Origin of the sequence: Fibrobacter sp. UWB4, from assembly GCF_002210345.1 — a bacterium.
Lineage (GTDB): Bacteria > Fibrobacterota > Fibrobacteria > Fibrobacterales > Fibrobacteraceae > Fibrobacter.
In genome coordinates this window covers 179,510-200,803 of record NZ_MWQI01000002.1, presented here as the reverse complement: position 1 = coordinate 200,803, position 21,294 = coordinate 179,510, and the positions used below count along the sequence as shown (strand labels likewise).

Here is a 21,294-nt window from a genome sequence, read left to right as displayed (position 1 = left end):
AATTAACGACTCCTAGCCTCTCTTCAGTTCCACCACATAATCCGCGGCGTCGACGAAGTCTTGGGCGTGTTCTATGGCAATGACGGTGTGGCCTGCATTGCAAAGCCCGTGAATGAGGCTGAGCAACTGCTGGATGTCCTTTTGGTGGAGACCTCGGGCAGGTTCGTCAAAGAGAAATAGCGTGTTCGGTGCTTTAGCTCGTGCGAGCGTGATGGAAAGGCGGAGTCGTGCGCGTTCGCCACCGGAAAGGTGCGCTGTTGTTTGCCCGAGCTTCAGATAGTCAAGGCCAGTGTCTACGAGCGGTTTCAGTTTTTCGGCGAACGGTTTCATGTTCGTGAAGAGCTTGTATGCACTACCGATTTCCATGTCCAAGATGTCGGCTATGGAAAGCGACTTGAATCGGATTTCCAAGACTTCATCGCGGAAGCGCTTGCCGAGGCAAACGGGGCATTCGGATTCTTCGTAGCCGAGCGGATCGTAGATGACTCCTTCGCCTTTGCAATTTTCGCAGCGACCGCCGGGGGTGTGCATGCTGAATTTGGAGGCGGTGTAGCCGCGCACTTTGCTTTCGGGAAGTTTGGCGAACAAGTCGCGTAATAGTGTGGCAAGCCCGATGGCGCTCAAGACCGTGCTGCGCTTGCTTCCGTGGAAATCGCCAGTCGTGAGAATCGAAAGAGCGTCGATGCCGAGTTTTTTGAATTCTTCTGCTTTCGCGCGTTTGGCAATGTTTTCGAAAAGGAGTGTCGATTTTCCGCTGCCGCTTTGGCCGGTAATCACGCTGAATTTGTTGATGGGGAAGGCTGCGTTGACTGGCGCCATGTCAAACTTCGCGAAGTTCTCGACGAGGATTGCCGTGTCATCCTTCGAGCGGGAATCTCCTTTAATTCCAAATTCCGACTTCCTAATTCCTAATTCATTGAGCCACTTCCCCGTGGGCGATCCCGGATTTTCAAGTACTTCGTCGCGAGCGCCTTGGAATAAAATCTCGCCGCCCTTTTCGCCTGCGCCAGGACCCATTTCGATGATGTAGTCCGCGCGGCTGATAATTTGCGGATTGTGCTCGATGAGTACGAGCGTGTTACCGCGCTTGCGGATTTTCTCGAGGACTTTCCAAAGTGCTGTGACATCGCTAGCGTGGAGACCGCTGGCGGGTTCGTCAAGCGCTATCAAAAGTCCGTTCAAGTGCCCTGTGCTGAGGCTTGCGAGCTTGAGTCTTTGCAATTCGCCGCCCGAAAGCGTTTGCCCCGCGCGCCCTGGCGTGAGGTAACCAATTCCCAAATCGTTGATAGCTTCAATGCGGTCGAGGAGCGAATTGAAAGTCGCCTTTAGATTTTGACCGACTTTATTGTCAAAAATTTGGTGCAAAAGTTCTGGCAATTCTGCAAATTCCGTTGTGAGAATTTGCTTGTAACTGACATCGTCAACAGAGGCATTCAAGTATGTTTTCTTGAGGCGGAGTCCTTGGCAATGCGGGCATTCTGTGTTTTCGTTCTCGTCGCTTTCCGAAGATTCCAGAAGTCCCGTGCCCTCGCAGTATTCACAGACGCTTGCGCGGTTGTAGGGCGAGAATGCCCGTGCATCCAGGCTTGCGATAGCCTCTTGTACGTCGCTTTTTTGATGCTGCTCGTCGCCTGCGTTCGGGCAGCACGGCTTTGTGCTGTAGAACTTGCGTTCACCTGCAATGTCAAGCGTTATTGCGGAATGCGTCAGCTTTAATGTTCCGTCAACGGCTTCTGCGATTCGCGTACGCGTGTTTTCGCGGACGATGATTCTATCGACGATGATGAAAAATTCTTTGGGCGTCAAGACTTTTTCGCCAGGGAGCAAGTCTGCAAGCGAATACATGGTGCCATCGGCAATGGCACGTGTAAAACCTTGTGCCAAAAACACCGCCGATAGCTTGTCGAGCGTCGTGCGACTTTCATTTAACTCGATTTTCGCCAAAAACTGTAGTTTTGTCCCTATTGGCATTCCCGCAATTTCGCGAATGATCTCTTCGCGACTTTGACTCACCATCGGAGCGCCGCAAATCGGGCAAGATGGCTTCGCAAACGTTGCAAACAATGTACGCAATGCATTGTCGCATTCGGCAATCGAAAGTGCAGATGCTTTTGCGGGCGCTTCTCCGCGTGTGGCGGCAATCGCCAAACTAGCCGGGAGTCCTTCGGCGCTGTCAAGCGGAATGCTTCGCTTGCCACCGAGCAAGTCCGCTGCAAAAGGCGAGAGCGTCTCGAGATAACGTCGCTTGCTTTCGCCATGGAGCGTGTCCATCACGAGTGTTGATTTTCCGCAACCCGACGGTCCGCATACAACCGTAATTTTCCCCAGCGGAAACTGGGCGTTGACATTCTTTAAATTATGAAGTCTGCAACCGCGAATCGAAATGTAATCAAGCATCGATTAAAAGATAATTAATATTGCTTCGGTGTATAAGTAATTACCTTTAACGATTGGGTTTTAGATTGCATAATAGATGTCATTCTTAGGAGTGGGGTGGGAGTAAAGGTTGTCTTTTTTTTTGCTGCCTTATATTTTTTTTATTTGAATTCTATGATTGATGTAGCTTTTTTTATTTTAGTTGTGCTTTTGATTTGTTTGTTTTAAATATTTTATTTGTGAAATAATTTATATAATGTTAATATCAATTTTATTTGAAAATAATAAAATTTATTTATAATAATATGTTGACATCATAAAAGAATGTTTCTATATTTATGTTATTCTAGCCCGTTTTAACGGGCTGATTTTTAGGAGTGTATTAGAATGCATAATTTGGTTTTGAAAAAAAACTGCTTAGGACTGTTGTCTCCGCGTTACTAATTCTTGCTGGGTTAAGCGCGGCGGATGATTTAAAAGAATGGGATTCTGCCGTGGCAGAGATATTGCCGGGTTCCGGTAATGCGGATAACCCAACTTGGATAGAAAAAGTTATAAGACCGGGCGTAAAGGCTACTGAGGATTTAATTGTCGCATACGATGAAAATAATTACCGTCCACACGGTTATTGTTGAGACATCGTTAATGCAACAGGAGATAATTTTAAAGAAGGTGTTTTCCACGTAGAATCTTTAGTCGGACAACTTAAAAATAAAGAGGTGTTTTACACTGATTTTACCTTTATAGGTGTGAAGCCCATTTTTAAAATACACAGACATTGGACTGCTCATTATACTATGGGTTATACTATAACTTGTGGAAACAAGATTACGTACAAAGGTGTTTTTAAATGGAGAACACAACTTTGGGACTGTGAGGATTGCGGCGATGAAAACGGTCATAATATGGCTCCTCATATTCTAGATATTAACACATATAATTATACAACGAATGCCTTTACGTCTTTTCCTGAAGCCGAGGTACGTGGAAAAAATGTTGTGCCCATAAAGGACTTGATTACGGCATGGAATGAAAGACAAGTTGAATTTCCTGCGTGGACCTATACCGGTGAACCAGGAAAGACTCTTACTCATCCAGTTTTGTTTGTACATGGTTTAAATAGTGATTATGAAATATGGGGTGTAAAATCAAATGCACCAAAGCCATGCGATGGATGCGAAAAAAAAGCGCAGCCAGAATTCATGAAAGCTCTTGTAAAATCCTATGAAAACGGATCTGCACCAGATATTCTTGCAAGAACATACAATATTCCTAATACCGGTGATGCAATCAATAAAAACGGTATTTATTTCTACCAAACGCCTGGTGAATATGATAAGGACGGAAATTGGATAGAAGCAAGGCCCTCTTGGGATGCAACACCATCCCAATCCAAGAGATTATACGAAAGAATTAAAGAGGTTCTGAATGATTTTTATGGATCAAAGGATATTGACTGGACGACTAATGAAAAAACTTATATCGACTTGATTGGACATAGTCAAGGCGGCCTTACTATTAGAGAAATGTTTCGTGGTTTGAAAATAGACCCAGGGGAAGATGGTACAGGAACAGCAAATGCAGCAAATCATGTCCGTAAAGTTATTACCGTAGATACTCCTCATTTTGGTTCAGAATTGGCTACGGAAAATCCTGATGATATTTCAGAAGAATTTTCTGGTTTGAAAAAGATTGTTAAAGATTTAGATGCTTCTAAAACAGCAAATCCTCCAGAACATGAACTTGTTAAAGCAGAATTAGACATAGACTGGCTAGAATATATTTCAGCTGCAACAGAAGATGCAAAAAATCATAATAAATATTATTGTAAAAATTTTTCCATTAATGGTATTAACGCATGTAACGTGCTTGGCTGGTTTGGAGGGACATTTATTTATCTTTTTGATAAAAGTTATTTAACGATTAAGGGACCTTATATAGGTAAATATGTTGCAACAGTGTCTCTTGAAGGTCCGCATGATGATCCTAATGCTAAAACCATAGTAATTGATAAGCTCGAACCAGTTGCAGAAGATCTTTATTATTCTCGCCATAACGGGCTTCATCTAGATCCCGGAGGTACTTTTGTAGAAAACCTTAACATGGTGATGAATGGAAAACCTCCTTATCCAGAGAAACCAAATGGAGAACTGGTTAATATGCTACCACTTTATTCTCCGAAATCAACACAAGTTCTCTCTTCATTACTAGGTTCTGTTTCTTATACTGCAGAAAAATTGTGCGAAGATTATGATGACGATGCAAGTGGGTGCTTTGTTATTGGTAAATATTTTAATGATGTTGTTGTAAAAATGAGTAAGGAGGATGACTTTGACGTTAATAAAGCTTCTATAAAAACTGTAAATTCTGAATTGTGGAAAAGCCTTGTAGATATTCAAGACACCTGGTTTGGCAAAGGAGATGCTCTTGTAACGGAATTTAGCCAAAAATTTGTTGATCCCAGTAAAGGTCTTTCTCCAAAAAACATCCCGGCTTTTACTGATCCTAGACGATTTGTTTTCCATGACGCAATGGCTCCTTGGGAAGATATTCTTCATGGTCCCTTTAGCTCAGACGAACTGAATATCAACATTGCGGGAGCTACGATGCAGGGACTTGATATTGTATGTGCATTAGATCAGCATTGTGACGACGTTGCACATAATGATGCCTCGAAAATTATTTACCTCAATATGGGAACGGTTGATTTTGTAGGGGACTTTGATGTAGCTCCGATTTTCTTGAACCAAGGAACCCATGAAATCAAGGTTAGCGATGCAAACTATTCTCTTACTGCAAGCTATATTCCTGGTACAGGATCTGTAGTTCGTTATACGGATGAAAACGGAATTGAACATCAAGAAACATTATTTGATGGTTCTATAGCTACAAGCCCTTCTATTAAACGTGTTGATCAAGTTCTTCATGTCACTTTTGCAAACCAGTCGGGCAAAAAATTTGAAAAAGACTATTTGCTTTCGAATTTGTCCGCAACGACGACTTTTGCAGTTGTTGTTGGGGCAGGTGAAGTTGCTCCCAGTGTAGTAATGGCTAAAGGTACTGCTGCAAATCCCTCTACACAGACTCCCCCTGTTTCTCCCATCGATAGAGTTACAAAAAATAGTCCTGTGACGGTGTACCATCGTGAGGCACGAGCACAACATGAAAAGAATACCTCTCGTCCTAGAATTCTTGTTGTAAATGACAGTAAAAAGGATATTGTCGGTTTTAAAGTTGCATATTATTTTACGGCTGATCCTGCACGCAAGCCTGTTGTCGAGGTGGACTATCCCAAGATTCCTGTATCTTTGGAAAACCTTGGAGGGGATCAATGGAGATTCGTTCTTGATGCGAGTAATCAGGTCCTTGCTGCTGATAGCGTTCTTCCTAATGTTGACGGTTGGCAGATTCGTATCCATTATGAAGACTGGACAAACTATAAGTTTGTTAATGATTGGTCAGCAGACCATAATTATGGAATCCCAGCCAAAAACTCAAAGATTGTTGTTTATGACCTAAACGATAATATCATTTGGGGCATAGAACCTAGTGCTTATAAGAGTGTTGATGAAGGAATAATCCCTAAAGTTACAGCAACCATGACATGGCATGATTCAGCACCTCATGAAAAGAATTATTTAAAACCAGCAGTCACCATCAAGAATACGGGTTCTGTATCTCTCCAGAACTATAAGGCAAAGATTTGGTTCCGTGTACCCGAAGGTAAGGAACTTTATATTCCCACAGATGATTGGTACACACCGAATTCTGTTCCCTCACTTGCAAATGTGGGTGAAAATATATGGGAACTGGCATTGAGCTTCAAAAAGTTCATTCTATACCCAGGTGAATCCGTAAATGAGGGCGATGTTGGCGTTCATCTGAAGGATTGGAGTACTTTTGACAAGACTGTTTGCGGTATGGCTTTGCTTGATGCTGAAGATAATGTTATTTTCGGTAATGTGCCTACGGTTGATCGTTGTAAGTCTTTTGATGAACCGAGCTTGTTGACACCTCTTTACACTTGGAGATACTAGTATGAAAAATCTTATTTACCTTATATTTATTTTCATTTTCTTTGTCGCCTGCTCTGATCCGGGTGTGAATCCAGGACCTACAGAAACTCCGCAAGATAGATGGGTAAATGTTTTTACCCCTGACATGGAAACTCTCAACACAAGAGGCAGCGGTCTGCAAAAGGTGTTGCATTCAAGATCTTGGATTATGGTTGAAGACGCCTGGAGTATCCCTGCAGAAGGAAAACCCGGATATCTTGTGCATGCACCACGTCTTTTTATATCTACCGTAAATGGGAATCACTGGGATACTCTTTCTGTGCCTTCGAAAGGCTTTGTGCATACGCTTTACTCAGACTCAACAGCATTCTATATTGGAACAACAACGGGTGATGTGTTGAAATATTTGCCGGATAGTAAAGAGTGGATAAAGATAAATGTTCTCGATTCTTCTGACGGCATAGAATATGGAGTCTATGGAATTGCCAAGTTTGAAAACAACCTGATTGTTTGCCTGGCTGGATTCAAGGATACAGTCACAAAAGAAGTCAAATCTATTCTGAGATTGCAGAATGGAGACTCATGGATAGATTTGGAAACACCTCCTATTCATTATGACACTTATGATGCAGATATTATCCCCTTGCAATTTCATAAGGGTGTTGAATGGAATGGAAAATTCTATGCAGCAACTCTAGACGGCGTTTTTGAACTCGAATCAGGATCTAGAACGTGGAAATTGTTACCCTTTCCTCCTAAAGTTCATTATACAAAAAATACTGTTGCAAACCCTATTATGGACATCCTTATTCATAAAAACAAATTGGTTATCGCCAATGAATGGAGTCACTTAGTATATGAATGGGATCATTCCAATAATAATTGGGTTTCAATAGATAGTCTTTTTCTGTCCTTTTATGATAAAAAATATGAGAAAGATTCATTGGACTATATAATTAACATCAATTCAATACATGCTAAACACGCACTTGTGTCTGATGGAGTGCACTTATTCACTTTTGGTGATCGATCCTATCCTAAGGTATATATGGGTGATTACGGAGAACCCTATGGTAATATTCCTAAAGGATGGAGAAAGATTGTCGGCGAAATCAACAATGGGAAGCATATTCCGACATCACTTATATATGGAGGTGATGTGATAGACGGTATGCTCTACGCAGCAACCTACAAAGGTTTATATAAAATCCCATTGAAAAATCTAGACCGCATTATCGCTAACGAAAAGGATTTCTTCTGAAATAATTTGAACGTTCTTGCTCAGACTCGTATAGAGTCTTTCTTCTGCAAACAGTTGTTACCAAAATAAACGAATTTGCAATCAGTTGTTTGCAAAATTTACAAGGTTTCTCTTTTCGAAAAATCTTTGTTGTAGATTATATCCTCTAAATCTAATGGAGGTATGATTGTGAACATAAAGTCTTTTGACGAGCTTGACATTACCGACCCAATTATGTTCGGACTCGTTTTTAGCAATAAACACATTGCAAAACCATTTATCGAACATTTGCTTGGTGTCAAAATCGATCACCTGGAGACCCCTATTCCTGAAGCTGTTTTAAGCATCGATGCTGAACATAAGGGTGTCCGCTACGATGTTTATGCTCGTGAAACGAATGAAAATGGTGAAACGATCCGTTCTTTTGATTTGGAAATGCAGATGGTCGATACAAAGGAACTTCCGCAGCGAGCCAGATACTACCAAAGCGTAGGCGATGGTGTTGCTCTTTCTAAAGGTGAATATTACACTAGCCTCAAGGAACAATACATCATTTTCCTTTGTACCGTGGACATCTTTGGGCGAGGATTCCCTGTCTATCATTTCGAAAACAGGGCACGCGAAGATTTTAGTGTAACTTTAAATGATCGCACTTTCAAAAATTTTTATAATTTTAATAAATACGAGGAGTTCACAAATCCAGTCGTAAAAGCGTATATGAAGTATTTTGCGACTAGAAATGCTGATTCACGCGAAACAGAAACCATTAACGATCAGGTGTCCTTTTACAAAGCCGACACTCTCATAAGGAACAAGTATATGACTTTCGAATTTGACCTTCATGAAAGCAAGGAAGAGGGAAAAGCAGAGGCCAAACTCGAAATGGTCGATGCGATGCTCGCCAATCCTAAGTTTACCGATGAAGATATTGCCTCCATTTCTGGTTTTCCGAAAGAAGAAATCCAGAAGCGCAGAATGCAGCACTAATTCAAGACTAAACCCCTTGACATAGGTGTATCTGTTGCGTCTATCAAAAATCGCCCGCGCAGTTCGCTTACTGCCGGGCTTTTCTAATGGCTACTGACCAAGGGCCAATGACTATTCCTTAAACGTGAATCTCAGTTCACCGAACGGTGTGCGGAAATCCTTGTTCTTAAGGTTGTTGGCTTCGATTCCTGCAAACAGCCTGTAGCCGCCACCCACAGAAACTTCGAGCAGCTTTGTCACGCGAAAGTTGAACTGTGCCGAAAAGTCAGAGACGAAGAACGTGTCCTCGGCTTTGAAACCGTCTTCATCGCCCTTATCCATAAAGTTGACTTCGCCAAACCCGAGGCTTACAGGGAGAGATATTGAAAATAGCCCATTGCGGAAAACGACGGGTTCAGCAAAAATGCCGAATGCGTGGTAGTCGATCATCTGGGAATGGTGCACTTTGGGGTTCTTCACGTCGCTAAAAATGGAAGAGCTGTATGCGCCCAAGCTGATGTAAGGGTTTAGGGCGATACCGATGCGGAGGTTCATGAAAATCGTTCCGTCGCGGGCGATCAAGGAATTGCCACCGCTGACGCCTAAAAGAGCGCTCCAGCCCGAGGATTTCTCTTCTTTGGGCTGATAGTCTCCGGAACCCTGGAGTTCTGCATGGGAACTTACGGCAAGGGTCAATGCCATAAGGAGTGATGTCAAAATTTTAGTTTTCATAGTCCGTCCGTATTGCCTTCCCATCTCCAGCTCTTTGTGCTAACGGCTGGCCAGTGGCAGATGGTCCACACGAGACTGTTGCCGCACAAAATGATAGACCAGACGCCAAAGAGCAAGAAGAGGAATAGTGGAATAAATGCTAGTGAACCGTAGAAAATGGACATGCGTGTGACCATCGCAGTCTGGATGAGCATCAGTATCTTTACGTAAATGTTGATGGCAAGCCACGAAATCAGTGCCGATAAAAACGATGCCAAAAACAGCTTTTTACGCGTGTAGAGCTTGTGTCCACCTGGACGTGCCGGGAGGGCGTAAAACATGAGGAAGATGACTAGGATGACTGCGGCGTGGAATGTCGAGAACCAGAACGCAGAAATTAAAGCCTTGATGACTTCTGGCGAAAAATGGAACCCATCGACGATGATGACCGAAAGCACTTTCTGGACGTGGTTCACGAAGCCTGCGAACATTCCGACGACGACAGCCCCGATGAGGAGAAACGGCGTGTAAACCTTGATTTGGCGCACCAGCGTTCTGGAGGTCTTGTTTTCCCAGACCACGTTGAAGTTCGTTTCGAGGCTTCCGAATGCGAGGATGAATGTCACAAAAAGACCGCCGGCACCGATAAATCCGAGCTTCCGTATGGGGATGTGCTCTGCGTTCTCCACAATATCCATGATCTGCTCTGTTGGCCAGTCCAGGTTGAGCATGTCGATGACGATGGGGAGGTAATCCGAGATGAAGTTTCCGAATCCAACGGCAAGCGTAATGGAGGTGAGCATAATGAGCAGTGGAACAACTGCCACTAGAGTCGTGTATGTCAAAGACGCTGCTCGGGTCATTCCATGATAATACAGGAATGATTTACCCGTGACAACCATAATTTTTACAAATGTCGGAGAACGTGCTGCGATGTGATCGAACAACCATTCCCACGAAAAATTTTTCCACCAATGCGGCATACTCGTATTAAATATAGTTAAAGGAACGACTTACGAGACCTTTTGGAGTGTATCGTTTCGTTTTTTTACGAAAAAAGCGGTGCTTTTTGGTGGATTTTTCCTGAAAACTGGTCGCAGAATGTAGACTTTTAATTAATTCGAATTGTGGACTGGAAATGCAAAAATGTTTGTTTGACAGATAAAAATATAATATACAATGTGGACTTTTTATTAAAAAATAGATTATATTAAGATAGATTCATGGTTTGGTTTTTAACATCGTTAGGAGCGTTGTTTATGGGATATAACCGTAATTTTAGGGTGATTCTTGCAAGTTCGCTGTTGGCTGCGGGCTTGGCTGTTCCTTCTTTTGCCGCGCCGCGTCAAATGGAAAACTTGACGCGCGGTCTTGTGGCGTCGAATGTGGGCAAGGGTATGCTTGTTAGCTGGCGCTTGCTGGGAACAGATGATCCGGCGACGGAATTCAATCTTTACCGCGATGGAAAAAAGATTGCTTCGGTTGCGAAAAATGCGGGTACGAATTATTTAGATGCTGCCGGCTCGACGACTTCCAAGTACACGGTGGCTGCCGTGGTCGATGGCAAGGAACAGTCTCAAATTGCACAGTCGCTGGTTTTGGATAAAACGGTCTCGAATAGCGGAAAATCCTTCCCGTACAAGACTCTCAAGCTTGAAGTTCCTGCGGCGCAGACAATGCCCGATGGCGAAAAGTGCACTTACACTCCTAACGACATGAGCGCTGCCGACCTCGATGGCGACGGCGAATATGAACTCATTTTGAAGTGGGATCCGTCTAATGCTCACGATAACTCGCAAACGGGTTATACGGGTACGGTGTTCATTGATGCTTACAAGCTCGATGGCACACGCCTCTGGCGCATTGACCTGGGCAAGAACATCCGCGCGGGCGCTCATTACACGCAGTTCCAGGTTTTTGACTACGATGGTGACGGCAAGGCCGAAATGATCGTGAAAACCGCCGACGGTACGATTGACGGTACGGGCAAGGCGATTGGCGACAAGTCCAAGGACTATCGCGATGCTAGCGGCTTGGTTCTCAAGGGTCCTGAATACTTGACTGTGTTTCGCGGTGTTGACGGAGCTGCTGTTTCGACGATTGAATACACGCCGAGTCGCGATATCAACCAGCATGTGAAGGGCAAGGATGCCCATGGTTACTGGGGTGATAACTACGGTAACCGTTGCGAACGTTACCTGGCGGCAACGGGCTATCTGGATGGAGTTCATCCGAGTGCCATTTTTGCGCGTGGTTATTACAGCTCTGCTTATGTGGCTGCATACGATTTCGACGGAAAGAACTTGAAGCTCCGCTGGCTCCACAAGTCAGAATATCCGGGTCAGGGCCTCTATGGTGAAGGCAACCACAGCCTTCAGGCGGTGGACCTTGATGGCGACGGCTATGACGAAATCTTCTTCGGTGCAGCAGCCTTGAATCATGATGGTACACTGCGTTACCGCACAGGCCTTGGCCATGGCGATGCCCATCACATCGGTGATCTGGATCCGGATCTTCCGGGTCTTGAATCCTGGGACGTGCACGAACACAAGGATGCCAAGTATACCGAAGAAATGCGCGCCAATGATGGCAAGATTATTTGGGGCACTCCGCAGCCATCTGCCGAAGGTGTCGATAATGGTCGTGGCATGGCTGCAGACGTTGATTCTGAATATCGTGGCTATGAAATGTGGTCTGCAAAGGGCGGTGGAATGAAGACTGCTAAGGGCAAACTCATTGGAACGCCTGCAGTGTCTCAGAACTTCCGCATTTATTTTGACGGCGATGAGTATGATGAACTCTTGGACGGCGCTTTTGTGACCAAGTTCAATTCTACGTCGAAAAAATCCGAAACTTATTTCGATGGTCCATCTGCCCTCGGTGTTACCGGTTGCAATGGAACGAAGAATACTCCTAGCCTCGTTGCAGACCTCTTTGGCGACTGGCGCGAAGAACTCGTGGTGCGTTCCGACAAGGATCCCTCGACTATGTACATTGTTTCGACTCCGGTGGAAAGCAAGCTTCGCGTTTATACGTTGATGCACGATGCCACGTACCGCACTGCTGTTGCCTCTGAAAATACGGCTTACAACCAGCCGCCGCATTTGGGCTACTATCTGCCGGACATGGTCAAGTCGCTCAAGCAGCCGGATATTTACGTTGTTGGCAAAAGCGTTGAAATCCCGGTCGATACGACTCCTGTCGTGAACGATGGCAAGTCAACGATGGATGCGTCCAAGCCGAAGGAAGGCGCTGGCTGGACCGAAAAGGATAATGAGGGCTATCTCGAAAATGGCTACTACAATTTCGAAAATACGCTCTCTAGCTATGGCGTCTGGGAAATCTTCTCGCAAAAAGATGCCAGAACGACGCTTACGATTCGTTATGCAAATGGCGGAACGAGTGACCGTGACATGGCTCTCAGCATGAATGGCAAGTCTGCGGGAACGGTGAGCTTCCCGGCTACAGGCTGGACAACGTATAAAGAAGCAAAAATTGATGTGTATTTGAAGATGGGTGTCAACACGCTCAGGCTCTCTTCGATGACGAGTGACGGCGGCCCGAATGTCGATATGTTCACGTTCGGCATTGATGGCGTGGAACTTTACGATGGTACGCAAGTTGTTCCGCCGATTTCGATTGTGCCGCAGACGTTCAGGAGTGGTGTAATCTTCAATGTGACGACTGGAACTTTGTTCACTCCGTGTGCCGGTTTTGCAGAAGTCTATTTCTATGATATGTCGGGTGCAGTGCGTATGGGCATTTCGAAGAATGTGACTGCTGGCGTGAATGAATTTGCCATCGACCGTGATGCGCTCCCGAAGGGTGCCTACACTGTGAAGGTAAAACTGGATGGTAAGTTTGTTCAGAAAGGTGTGTTTAATAATTAAAAGTAGGCTTGTCATGCCCGATTAAATCGGGCATAACAAATTCGGAAAAGGTTTGGTTTTTGATAATGAATATGTTTTCTAAGGTTTGGCAATGTGCTGTTGCGGCATCGATGATTGCGGCCCCGCTTGCGATGGCTAAGGTCACCATTTATTTGTGCGGTGACTCGACGATGCAGGACTGGGCTGATGGTTATTATCCCAAACAGGGCCAGGGCCAGGATTTTCATTACTGGTTCGATGTAAACAAGGCGGCAGTGGTGAACCGTGGACAGGGCGGCATGTCGCTTGGTGGCGGCGGTAAGGACAAAAAGGGTAACACCGCGGTCGGCTATTACGACATGTTCTTTAAGAAGGGCTGCTCCAATGGTGGTTGCATTGCGGACAAGTTGCAGGCTGGCGACTATGTCGTTGTCCAGTTCGGTATTAACGACGTGAACTACAGCACGGAAGACTTCTTTGCCTCCAACATGAAAAAGCTTGTGAGCGATGTCAGGGCGAAAGGCGCTTATCCGATTATCATGAGCCCGATTCGTCGCTTGTACTATGATTCTCCGACGCAGATCCATAACAGCTATCGTGGCTACCCGGCTCTTAACCAGAGCCTTGCAACGGAATTGAACGTTCCGTTTATCGATATGAGCGAAATGGTCGCGAACTACATGATTTCTGTGGGCGAACGCTATTCGGCACAGTTTATCTTCAACTATGCTACAAAATCTGAATATAGCAACTTGGGCAGTGACCAGACGGACCAGGTGCATTTACAGATGAACGGTGCGAATGCCTTTGGACGTATCATTACAGAACAGATGCGCGCCCACAAGGATCCGATTGTGAAAAAACTTGGCGACTACATGGCGCCTATGTACCAGGTAGATGTCAAGGTGAGCCCGGAAGGCGCTGCCGAAGCGACTTCTCTTAGCGCTTACTACCCGAAGGGCATGACGGTTATGCTCAAGACCATTCCGAAGTCCGGCAAAAAGTTCTTGGGCTGGTATGACGGTAACGGCAACAAGGTCGGCGCCCCGAGCCGCTCCAATGTAAAGTCTCCGTACATCCACACGTTTGTCATGGGTTCTGCATCGACGCAGTTCACTGCAGTGTATGAAGGCGGTACCGCTCAGAAGTACACGGGCGATGGCAAGGCTTTGACCGCATTCCCGACAACGACCCCGAAGAGCCTTGACGATGTGACGTTTGAACCGTTTACGCCGATTGGTGGCAGCACGGAAGACAGTGTGAAGGTTGATAAAAATATCAAGAAGTTCTTTGATGCCTATACTCCTGATGTAGCGGGAATTGGATGGTCTCAGAACGAGTGGACCGGATTTACTGGCGAGGGTTACTACAATCTGGATAACACCAAGGAATCTTATGCCGGTTACAAGATGAAGTTCCCCGGAGCTGGCTATGTGACGCTTGGTGTTCGTTATGCTAATGGTGGCACGAGCGACCGCATGTTTAATGCGTACCTCGATCACGATTATTATGTGAGTGCGCCTCCGACTGGCGGCTGGGATAAGTGGGATACCGCTTATGTAGTGATGGATGCTCCGCAAGGTGAAGCTCTTCTCAAGTTCATGTCGCTTACATCCGATGGTGCGCCGAACCTTGATGCGTTTGGCTTTAACTTGGACGGTGTTTGCCGTGTGGGCGCTGACTGTGCAACGATTTCATTGCATGCTGGTGCCGAGCGTGTGGAAACTAGGCTTCGTGGAAATTTGCTCTCGCTTGCAGAGCGTGCAAACGTAAGCGTGTTCGATATGAATGGTAGCCTTGTTATGCGTAAATCTATTGATGCTGGCGAAGTTGATTTGTCAACGCTTGTACGTGCAAATGGACTTTACCGCGTGATGGTCCAGCAGGGAAGAAAAAAACTAGTCGCAACATTCGCGAAGGTAAGGTAGTGTTTTTTTGTCATCCCCGCGTAGGCGGGGATCACCTTTTTTAATACGAGATGGAGATGCCCGATTGAATCGGGCATGACAACAAAGGGATTCCTATGAATAAGTTTATTAAATTCTTTCTTGCTGCCGCTGTTTTTGCGGGTGTCGCCGTGAGCGATTCTACGAGCTTCACGATTCATGTCGTTGGCGATTCCACGGTCTGTACTTACAAGGATAACGCTTACCCGCAAACGGGCTGGGGCCAAGTTATTGGTTATTTCTTCGATGGTGCTCGCGTCAAGGTGAATAACGCTGCTATCGGAGGGCGCAGTTCTAGAACGTTTATTGAAGAAGGTCGCTTGGACGGCGTGATTGCCGCTGCGCAAAAGGGCGATTATCTCTTTGTGCAGTTTGGACACAATGACCGCGACTACAGCAAGGCGGCTCGCTATGTGGAACCTTCGCAGTTCCCGGGATACATTCAGAAGTATGTAGATGCCGGTCAAAAGAAGGGCATGAATGTTGTCCTGATTTCGCCGATGAACTTGAACGGAAGCCGCAACGTGTTCTCGACGGGTAGCAATAATTACGATGCCCGAGGCATGATGCAGACGGTCGCCAAGAACAACAAGATTCCGTTTGTCGATTTGAACATGAAGTCGTACAACACGTACAATACGACGTATAAATCGATGCCGGATTATGTGACGCGATACTTGTACAAGTCTTTGCAGAAGGGCGAGTATCCGAATTACCCCGATGGCGTGAGCGATGGTACAACGCATTTCCAGGAAATGGGTTCGATGGGCCATGCACAAATGATCTGCGAAGAACTCGAAGAAAATCTCAAGTCCAACACGAATCTCTCTGCCGATGCAAAGGCTGCGCTCACGACGCTTGTGGCGAGCATCAAGAAACGTTACACCATCAAGGTCAAGACGAACCTCTCGAATTACAATGGCCTCATTACGCAGACGCAGTATTTCCCGGCGGGTTCCCCGATGACGCTTCGCGTGACGCCGAACGGCCAGACGTTTGAAAAGTGGGTCGATGACGATTGCAACGAAATCTCGAAGAATATGATTTATTACGGCTTCAAGACGAAGGCTCGCGATATTACTTACACGGCGATGTTCAAGGGTGGTTCCGCTTGTACGCCGACATCTCATGGCTCCGAAGATACTTACAGTTCGGGGGCTGGTGAGTCTAGCAGTTCAAGCGGGCCGATTGAAGCAGTCGAACTCGACGAATCGCTTTGTTCGCTTGATGCTGGCACGGATGCCTGGCCTTCTGTGATTGAAACGTATCAGCCGGAGATTGCGGATGGTTTTTCGGAAGACAATCATGAAAACTTTACCGGCAAGGGTTTCTTTAACTTTGACAATTCCTCCTACAGCAAGGCGACATATTTGGTGACGTCGGACCAGTCGGCTGAAAAGGCCCGCGTGATGATCCGCTATTCTTTTGCTGGAACGGCGAATCGCAACATGAATATCACGATTGATAATGGCACATATGATGTCGTGTTTAAGCCGACAGCTTCTTGGGATGTCTGGGATACGGTCTATATTGATGATGTGTGGGTGGATGCCCTGGATTTCAAGGTGACGTTCCAGTCCGCTACGGCTGATGGTGGCCCGAATATCGACATGTTTGCGTTTGATATGGCGAATGTTTACCGCACGGGTTGCAAGGCGGCAAGGGAAAAACAGCATGGACCTGTTTCGATTGCATCGAAAAAGATTACGACAAAGCCGCGTTCCAATGGCATCACGGTTAATGCGCTTGGCCAGAAAGTGCGAAATGTACGCGACCAGTCGGACTTGCGAAACCTCCCCAAGGGCAACTACTTCCGCTATTAAAAAACTGCATTGTCATGCCCGCCACCGCGCGGGCATCTCCTTTTTACAACATAATGTGGACTTTAAATTTGAAAAACTGTGGACAATAATGTATATTAAGTTATGCAGTTCCTGCCTACTGTCTACTTCTAACTTCCTACTAAATCATGATCAATATTTTTGAATATCTGAATTACCGCGAATTTTTGAAGGACGCTTATGAAGAGCGCCATGCAAGCGACTGGCGTTTTAGCCATCGTTTTATTGCCGAAAAAGCGGGTTTTGATTCATCGATGTTCAATAAGATTTTGCAGGGCAAGCGCAACTTGACCGACCGGATGGTTGAAGTCTTTGCGAATATTTTTTGCAGTGACGATCGTGAAAAGTCTTACTTTGCGAACATGGTCTCGTTCAACCAGGCAAAAACGCATACGGAAAGCCGCCAGTTTTTGGAGAAGCTTGTGGCGTCCAAGGAATGCAAGGTCGAAAACTTGGCGAAGGACCAGTTTGAATATTTTGACCATTGGTACCACGCTGTTGTTCGTGAACTTGTGACCTTTTACCCGTATGTGGGCGACGATGCGGCGTTGGGCCTTATGGTGCGCCCGCCGATTTCTGCAAGCCAGGTGAAGTCTTCGATTGCGCTCTTGGAACGCCTTTCGATGATCAAGAAAAATGAGCAAACTGGTTTTTATGAACAAACGCAAGGGCTTGTTTCAAGTGGCTTTGAATCTTATAGTACCGCTGTGAATGCGTACATCCAGCAGAACTTGGACGTGGCGCAAACGGCGATGGACCGTTTTGAGCGTGATGAACGCAATCTTTCGACGCTCGCGTTTGGCTGCGATGAAGCGACCTATAAAGAGCTTGTCGAAATGGTGCGCAGGTTCCGTCGCGAAGTGCTTTCTAAAGTCCAGTCGTGTGAAAAGCCGAATCGCGTATTCCAGCTTGGCATGCAACTTTTCCCGCTTTCAGACCCGTATCCGCCACCGCAGAGGCGAGGGCGCAAGCGTCGCATTCGCGGTGCTGAATTGCAACAATCTCGCGAACCTGCCGAAGTTCAAGGGGGCGATCATGAAAACTAGCTGGATGACGGTTGCTCAAATGCGTTTGCTCGTGTGGCTTGGTGCTATTGCTTTTGTTTTGACATCGTGCAGTGAAAAAAATGTCGCCGGTGGCACCGAGGCGGAATCGACTATTGCTTTGTATGTTCAGATGGCGGATGGAACGCCTGCTTCTACGGCGCGTGTTCGTATTTTGCCGGATAAGTACCTTTCTAGCGGCCCTGCGGAAAATGCTTGGAACGAAACAGATGAGGATGGGCAAGTCTCGTTTGAAGTCCGTAACGGCCGCTATACCATTGAAGCGCGTAACGTGAGTGAATCTAAGGCTTCGGGGGCTGTGCATTCTGTGGCTCTCGATGCCAAGTCGGATTCCAAGGTCGATACCATCAAGCTAGGTGAGCTTTCGTCTATCGAGGGCTATGTGCTGCTTGGAACGTCGCCTGTCGTTCGCGTGGCTGGCCTTGACCGCTATGTTGTTCCTGATAGTACGGGGCATTTTGTGATTGACTCGCTTCCGCAGGGGAGTTTCGATGTGCAAATTGGCGACCCGGAAAAAGTCCATTCGACGACGGTGCAATCCAATGCAGGGGACACTTTATTTGTGGATGGCTCCGACACTTCATCGACCGTTAAGGTGGTGAAGTCTAAAACGTCGGCCGCAACGGAATATCCCGAGAGCGACTGGAGCGCCCATGAAGCTTTGCTCAAACAGATTCAGGGATATGCCGCCGGAACGCTTGGCGCAGCAGGCCTTGCGGACAGTGCAGGAAAAATCAACAAGGCCAAAGGTGAAATTTGCGTTGTCACGACAACGGATGATTTGATGGATGTCATTGATTCTTCGAAAGTGGATTCTGCGGATGTTGCTACAAAAACGATTGTTGCTACAGGCTCTTTCCGCGAGTGCGCTGAAAAAGAAGGGGCGGTCTGGATTCTTTTTGAAAAGAGCGGCTCGTACAATTTGCGGTCGCCACTGCGTATAAGGTCTAACAAGACGATTGATGGCCGTGGCCGCGATGTCCGCATTACGGGAATGGGCATTTTGACGAATGAATCGTCCAATCTTATTTTTGAAAACTTGACTTTTACGGCGCCTGCGATAACAGCTCATGATACAACAAGCCGTCGTGCGCTCTCGATCCATAACCGCACGCACCATGTCTGGGTGGACCATTGTAGGTTCGAAGAATATCCGTTAATTCTGGTGGATGTCAAGCGCGGTTCAAATGCGGTTACGCTCTCGTGGAATCGTTTTGAAAATGCACAGTCAGGCATTTTATTTGGGCTGGAACCGGACCTTTTCGTTGATTCAGCACAGACGTTGACTTTGCATCACAATTACTTCTCGAACTTGGAACTTCGAGGCGTGCTTGCGCGTCGTGGTAAAATTCATGCCTATAACAATTTCATCTACGATGTGGGGGATGCTGGAATGGAATGCTCGGATTCGGCGTCTTGTTACATTGAAGGTAATGTTTACAATAACAATGTGCCTGTTCGGGACTATCGCCTGAAAATTGAAGATGGCTCGCCGGATAAGGCTACGGAAGGCTATGTTTACATGATAGACAACTGGTTTGGCCGTAGTGGCGAGGAACTTGCTGGCGATGCCAAAGGCTATAAGCCCGATTACAAGGTTTCTGTTGATGAATCTGGTGCTGAACTTGCCGTTCGCGTGAAAAACGAAGCCGGTCCCCGGTAGAATCTTGCTAAGCCGGGCGTTACGGGCTGGCGTTTGAAGCCCGTAGAGGGGGTGGAGAGTAACAACGTGCGAACCAGGGGGATACATCCCCCTTCCATAAAAAGACTGCACTTTGCGCTAGTTTTAAGAAAAATCTCTCGTCTCTCGTCCCTCGTCTCTCGTCTAAAAAAGCTATATTTGGGACGCGAACTTTAAAGGAGCTATAATGCTTAAATCTACATTGCAACAGACCGATCCGGAAATCTATAACATCATCCAGAAGGAAGCCGAACGCCAGGAATATGGTATCGAACTTATCGCTTCTGAAAACTACACTTCCAAGGCTGTGATGGAAGCCATGGGTTCCGTCCTCACCAACAAGTACAGTGAAGGTTACGTTGGCAAGCGCTACTACGGCGGTAACGAAGTTATCGACGAAATGGAAGCTCTCGCTATCGATCGTTGCAAGAAGCTCTTTGGTTGCGATCACGTGAACATCCAGCCGCTTTCCGGTTCTCCGGCTAACGCTGCTGTTTACTTTGCCGTTCTTAAACCGGGTGACAAGGTCCTCGGCCTCAAGCTTGACCACGGTGGACACCTTTCTCACGGCCATCCGGTGAACTTCTCCGGTATGCTCTACAACTTCGTGCAGTACGAAGTCGATAAGGAAACTGGCCGCATCGACATGGACAAGGTTCGTGAAATTGCTCTCCGCGAAAAGCCGAAGATGATCCTCGCTGGTTTCTCTGCTTACAGCCGTAACCTCGACTGGAAGCGCTTCAAGGAAATCGCAGACGAAGTTGGCGCTCTCACGATGGCTGACATCTCTCACATTGCTGGTCTCATCGCCGGTAAGGCAATCGAATCTCCGGTGCCGTACTTCGACATCGTGACCACCACGACCCACAAGACTCTCCGTGGCCCGCGTTCCGCTATCATCATGTGCAAGGACCGCACGATCCAGAAGATGGTGAAGGGCGAACTCAAGGAAGTTTCTTTGGCCAAGGAAATCGACAAGGGCGTGTTCCCGGGCATGCAGGGTGGTCCGCATGACCACATCAACGCCGGTAAGGCCGTTGCTTTCCTCGAAGCTTTGCAGCCGGAATTCCAGGTTTATGCCAAGAACGTCATCAAGAACGCTCAGGCTATGTGCGCTGAAATGCAGAAGCTCGGCTACAAGGTCATCAGCGATGGCACCGACAACCACCTCATCGTTGTCGATATGACTTCTAAGGGCGTTTCCGGTAAGGAAGCCGAAGTTGCCATGGAAAAGGTCGGCATCTCCTGCAGCCGTTCTACGATTCCGTTCGATCCGCGCAAGCCGATGGACCCGTCCGGTGTTCGTCTCGGTACTGCCGCTATTACGACCCGTGGCTTCGACGAAGAAGACACCCGTGAAGTGGCTCGTATCATCGACCGTGCAATCCAGGCTAAGGACGACGAAGCTGCTCTCGCAAAGATCCGCGAAGACATCGTCGCTCTCTGCAAGAAGCACCCGCTTTATAAGTAATTCAAAATTGTCATCCTGAGACCACGAAGTGGTCGAAGGATCCAGTGAAATTCGCCCTCGGTTAAAACCGAGGGCTTTTTCTATTGCATATCTCTCGTCTTTCGTATCAAGTC

The 21,294-nt window shown here is 46.6% G+C and carries 12 protein-coding genes; 9 read left to right on the top strand and 3 right to left on the bottom strand.

Annotation, left to right across the window (positions count from 1 at the left end; translation table 11 throughout):
- Positions 1–12: 12 nt before the first annotated feature.
- On the bottom strand, positions 13–2,397 hold the full coding sequence (locus B7990_RS05835; protein ID WP_088640088.1) for an ATP-binding cassette domain-containing protein: 2,385 nt from the start codon (positions 2,395–2,397) through the stop codon (positions 13–15).
- Positions 2,398–3,173: 776 nt separating this feature from the next.
- On the opposite strand from B7990_RS05835, the gene B7990_RS05830 reads away from it, so the two are divergent.
- From B7990_RS05830 to B7990_RS05820, 3 genes are all read left to right on the top strand, one after another.
- Positions 3,174–6,413, top strand: coding sequence for a triacylglycerol lipase (locus B7990_RS05830; RefSeq protein ID WP_141099223.1), 3,240 nt, complete (start codon positions 3,174–3,176; stop codon positions 6,411–6,413).
- Position 6,414: 1 nt separating this feature from the next.
- Entirely contained in the window at positions 6,415–7,653 is a 1,239-nt protein-coding gene (locus tag B7990_RS05825) for a hypothetical protein (protein ID WP_088640086.1), read from the top strand.
- Between the two features lie 162 nt (positions 7,654–7,815).
- The gene (locus B7990_RS05820; protein WP_088640085.1) at positions 7,816–8,619 is read left to right on the top strand and encodes a PD-(D/E)XK nuclease family transposase; all 804 of its coding nucleotides are present in this window, start codon (positions 7,816–7,818) and stop codon (positions 8,617–8,619) included.
- 111 nt (positions 8,620–8,730) lie between these two features.
- On the opposite strand, the gene B7990_RS05815 is transcribed toward B7990_RS05820, so the two are convergent.
- Positions 8,731–9,330 carry a hypothetical protein gene (locus B7990_RS05815; protein ID WP_088640084.1) on the bottom strand — a complete coding sequence of 200 codons (600 nt, stop codon included), beginning with the start codon at positions 9,328–9,330 and terminating at the stop codon, positions 8,731–8,733.
- Positions 9,327–10,292 (bottom strand): YihY/virulence factor BrkB family protein, encoded by a 966-nt coding sequence (locus B7990_RS05810; protein WP_088640083.1) that lies wholly within the window; start codon positions 10,290–10,292, stop codon positions 9,327–9,329. Before B7990_RS05810 ends, B7990_RS05815 begins: the two co-directional genes overlap by 4 nt.
- Positions 10,293–10,568: 276 nt before the next feature.
- Here B7990_RS05810 and B7990_RS05805 point away from each other — a divergent pair, with 276 nt between their 5' ends.
- The 6 genes from B7990_RS05805 (at position 10,569) to glyA (ending at position 21,181) form a co-directional block, all read left to right on the top strand.
- Positions 10,569–13,199 (top strand): carbohydrate-binding protein, encoded by a 2,631-nt coding sequence (locus tag B7990_RS05805; protein WP_141099222.1) that lies wholly within the window; start codon positions 10,569–10,571, stop codon positions 13,197–13,199.
- Between the two features lie 65 nt (positions 13,200–13,264).
- On the top strand, positions 13,265–15,106 hold the full coding sequence (locus tag B7990_RS05800; protein WP_088640082.1) for a GDSL-type esterase/lipase family protein: 1,842 nt from the start codon (positions 13,265–13,267) through the stop codon (positions 15,104–15,106).
- Between the two features lie 95 nt (positions 15,107–15,201).
- The gene (locus B7990_RS05795) at positions 15,202–16,947 is read left to right on the top strand and encodes a GDSL-type esterase/lipase family protein (RefSeq protein WP_088640081.1); all 1,746 of its coding nucleotides are present in this window, start codon (positions 15,202–15,204) and stop codon (positions 16,945–16,947) included.
- Between the two features lie 146 nt (positions 16,948–17,093).
- Positions 17,094–18,011, top strand: a complete 918-nt coding sequence (locus tag B7990_RS05790) for a TIGR02147 family protein (protein ID WP_088640080.1) — start codon at positions 17,094–17,096, stop codon at positions 18,009–18,011.
- Positions 18,001–19,692: a right-handed parallel beta-helix repeat-containing protein gene (locus tag B7990_RS05785; RefSeq protein WP_088640079.1), complete on the top strand. Its 1,692-nt coding sequence runs from the start codon at positions 18,001–18,003 to the stop codon at positions 19,690–19,692. The genes B7990_RS05790 and B7990_RS05785 overlap by 11 nt, the downstream gene beginning before the upstream one ends.
- Positions 19,693–19,897: 205 nt before the next feature.
- Positions 19,898–21,181: a serine hydroxymethyltransferase gene (gene glyA, locus B7990_RS05780; protein WP_072826992.1), complete on the top strand. Its 1,284-nt coding sequence runs from the start codon at positions 19,898–19,900 to the stop codon at positions 21,179–21,181.
- Positions 21,182–21,294: the final 113 nt, after the last annotated feature.

Bases quoted from the DNA above. Each gene is read 5' to 3' on its own strand.
- B7990_RS05835 (WP_088640088.1), bottom strand. From the start codon at position 2,397: ATGCTTGATTACATTTCGATTCGCGGTTGCAGACTTCATAATTTAAAG.
- B7990_RS05830 (WP_141099223.1), top strand. From the start codon at position 3,174: ATGGGTTATACTATAACTTGTGGAAACAAGATTACGTACAAAGGTGTT.
- B7990_RS05825 (WP_088640086.1), top strand. From the start codon at position 6,415: ATGAAAAATCTTATTTACCTTATATTTATTTTCATTTTCTTTGTCGCC.
- B7990_RS05820 (WP_088640085.1), top strand. From the start codon at position 7,816: ATGATTGTGAACATAAAGTCTTTTGACGAGCTTGACATTACCGACCCA.
- B7990_RS05815 (WP_088640084.1), bottom strand. From the start codon at position 9,330: ATGAAAACTAAAATTTTGACATCACTCCTTATGGCATTGACCCTTGCC.
- B7990_RS05810 (WP_088640083.1), bottom strand. From the start codon at position 10,292: ATGCCGCATTGGTGGAAAAATTTTTCGTGGGAATGGTTGTTCGATCAC.
- B7990_RS05805 (WP_141099222.1), top strand. From the start codon at position 10,569: ATGGGATATAACCGTAATTTTAGGGTGATTCTTGCAAGTTCGCTGTTG.
- B7990_RS05800 (WP_088640082.1), top strand. From the start codon at position 13,265: ATGAATATGTTTTCTAAGGTTTGGCAATGTGCTGTTGCGGCATCGATG.
- B7990_RS05795 (WP_088640081.1), top strand. From the start codon at position 15,202: ATGAATAAGTTTATTAAATTCTTTCTTGCTGCCGCTGTTTTTGCGGGT.
- B7990_RS05790 (WP_088640080.1), top strand. From the start codon at position 17,094: ATGATCAATATTTTTGAATATCTGAATTACCGCGAATTTTTGAAGGAC.
- B7990_RS05785 (WP_088640079.1), top strand. From the start codon at position 18,001: ATGAAAACTAGCTGGATGACGGTTGCTCAAATGCGTTTGCTCGTGTGG.
- glyA (WP_072826992.1), top strand. From the start codon at position 19,898: ATGCTTAAATCTACATTGCAACAGACCGATCCGGAAATCTATAACATC.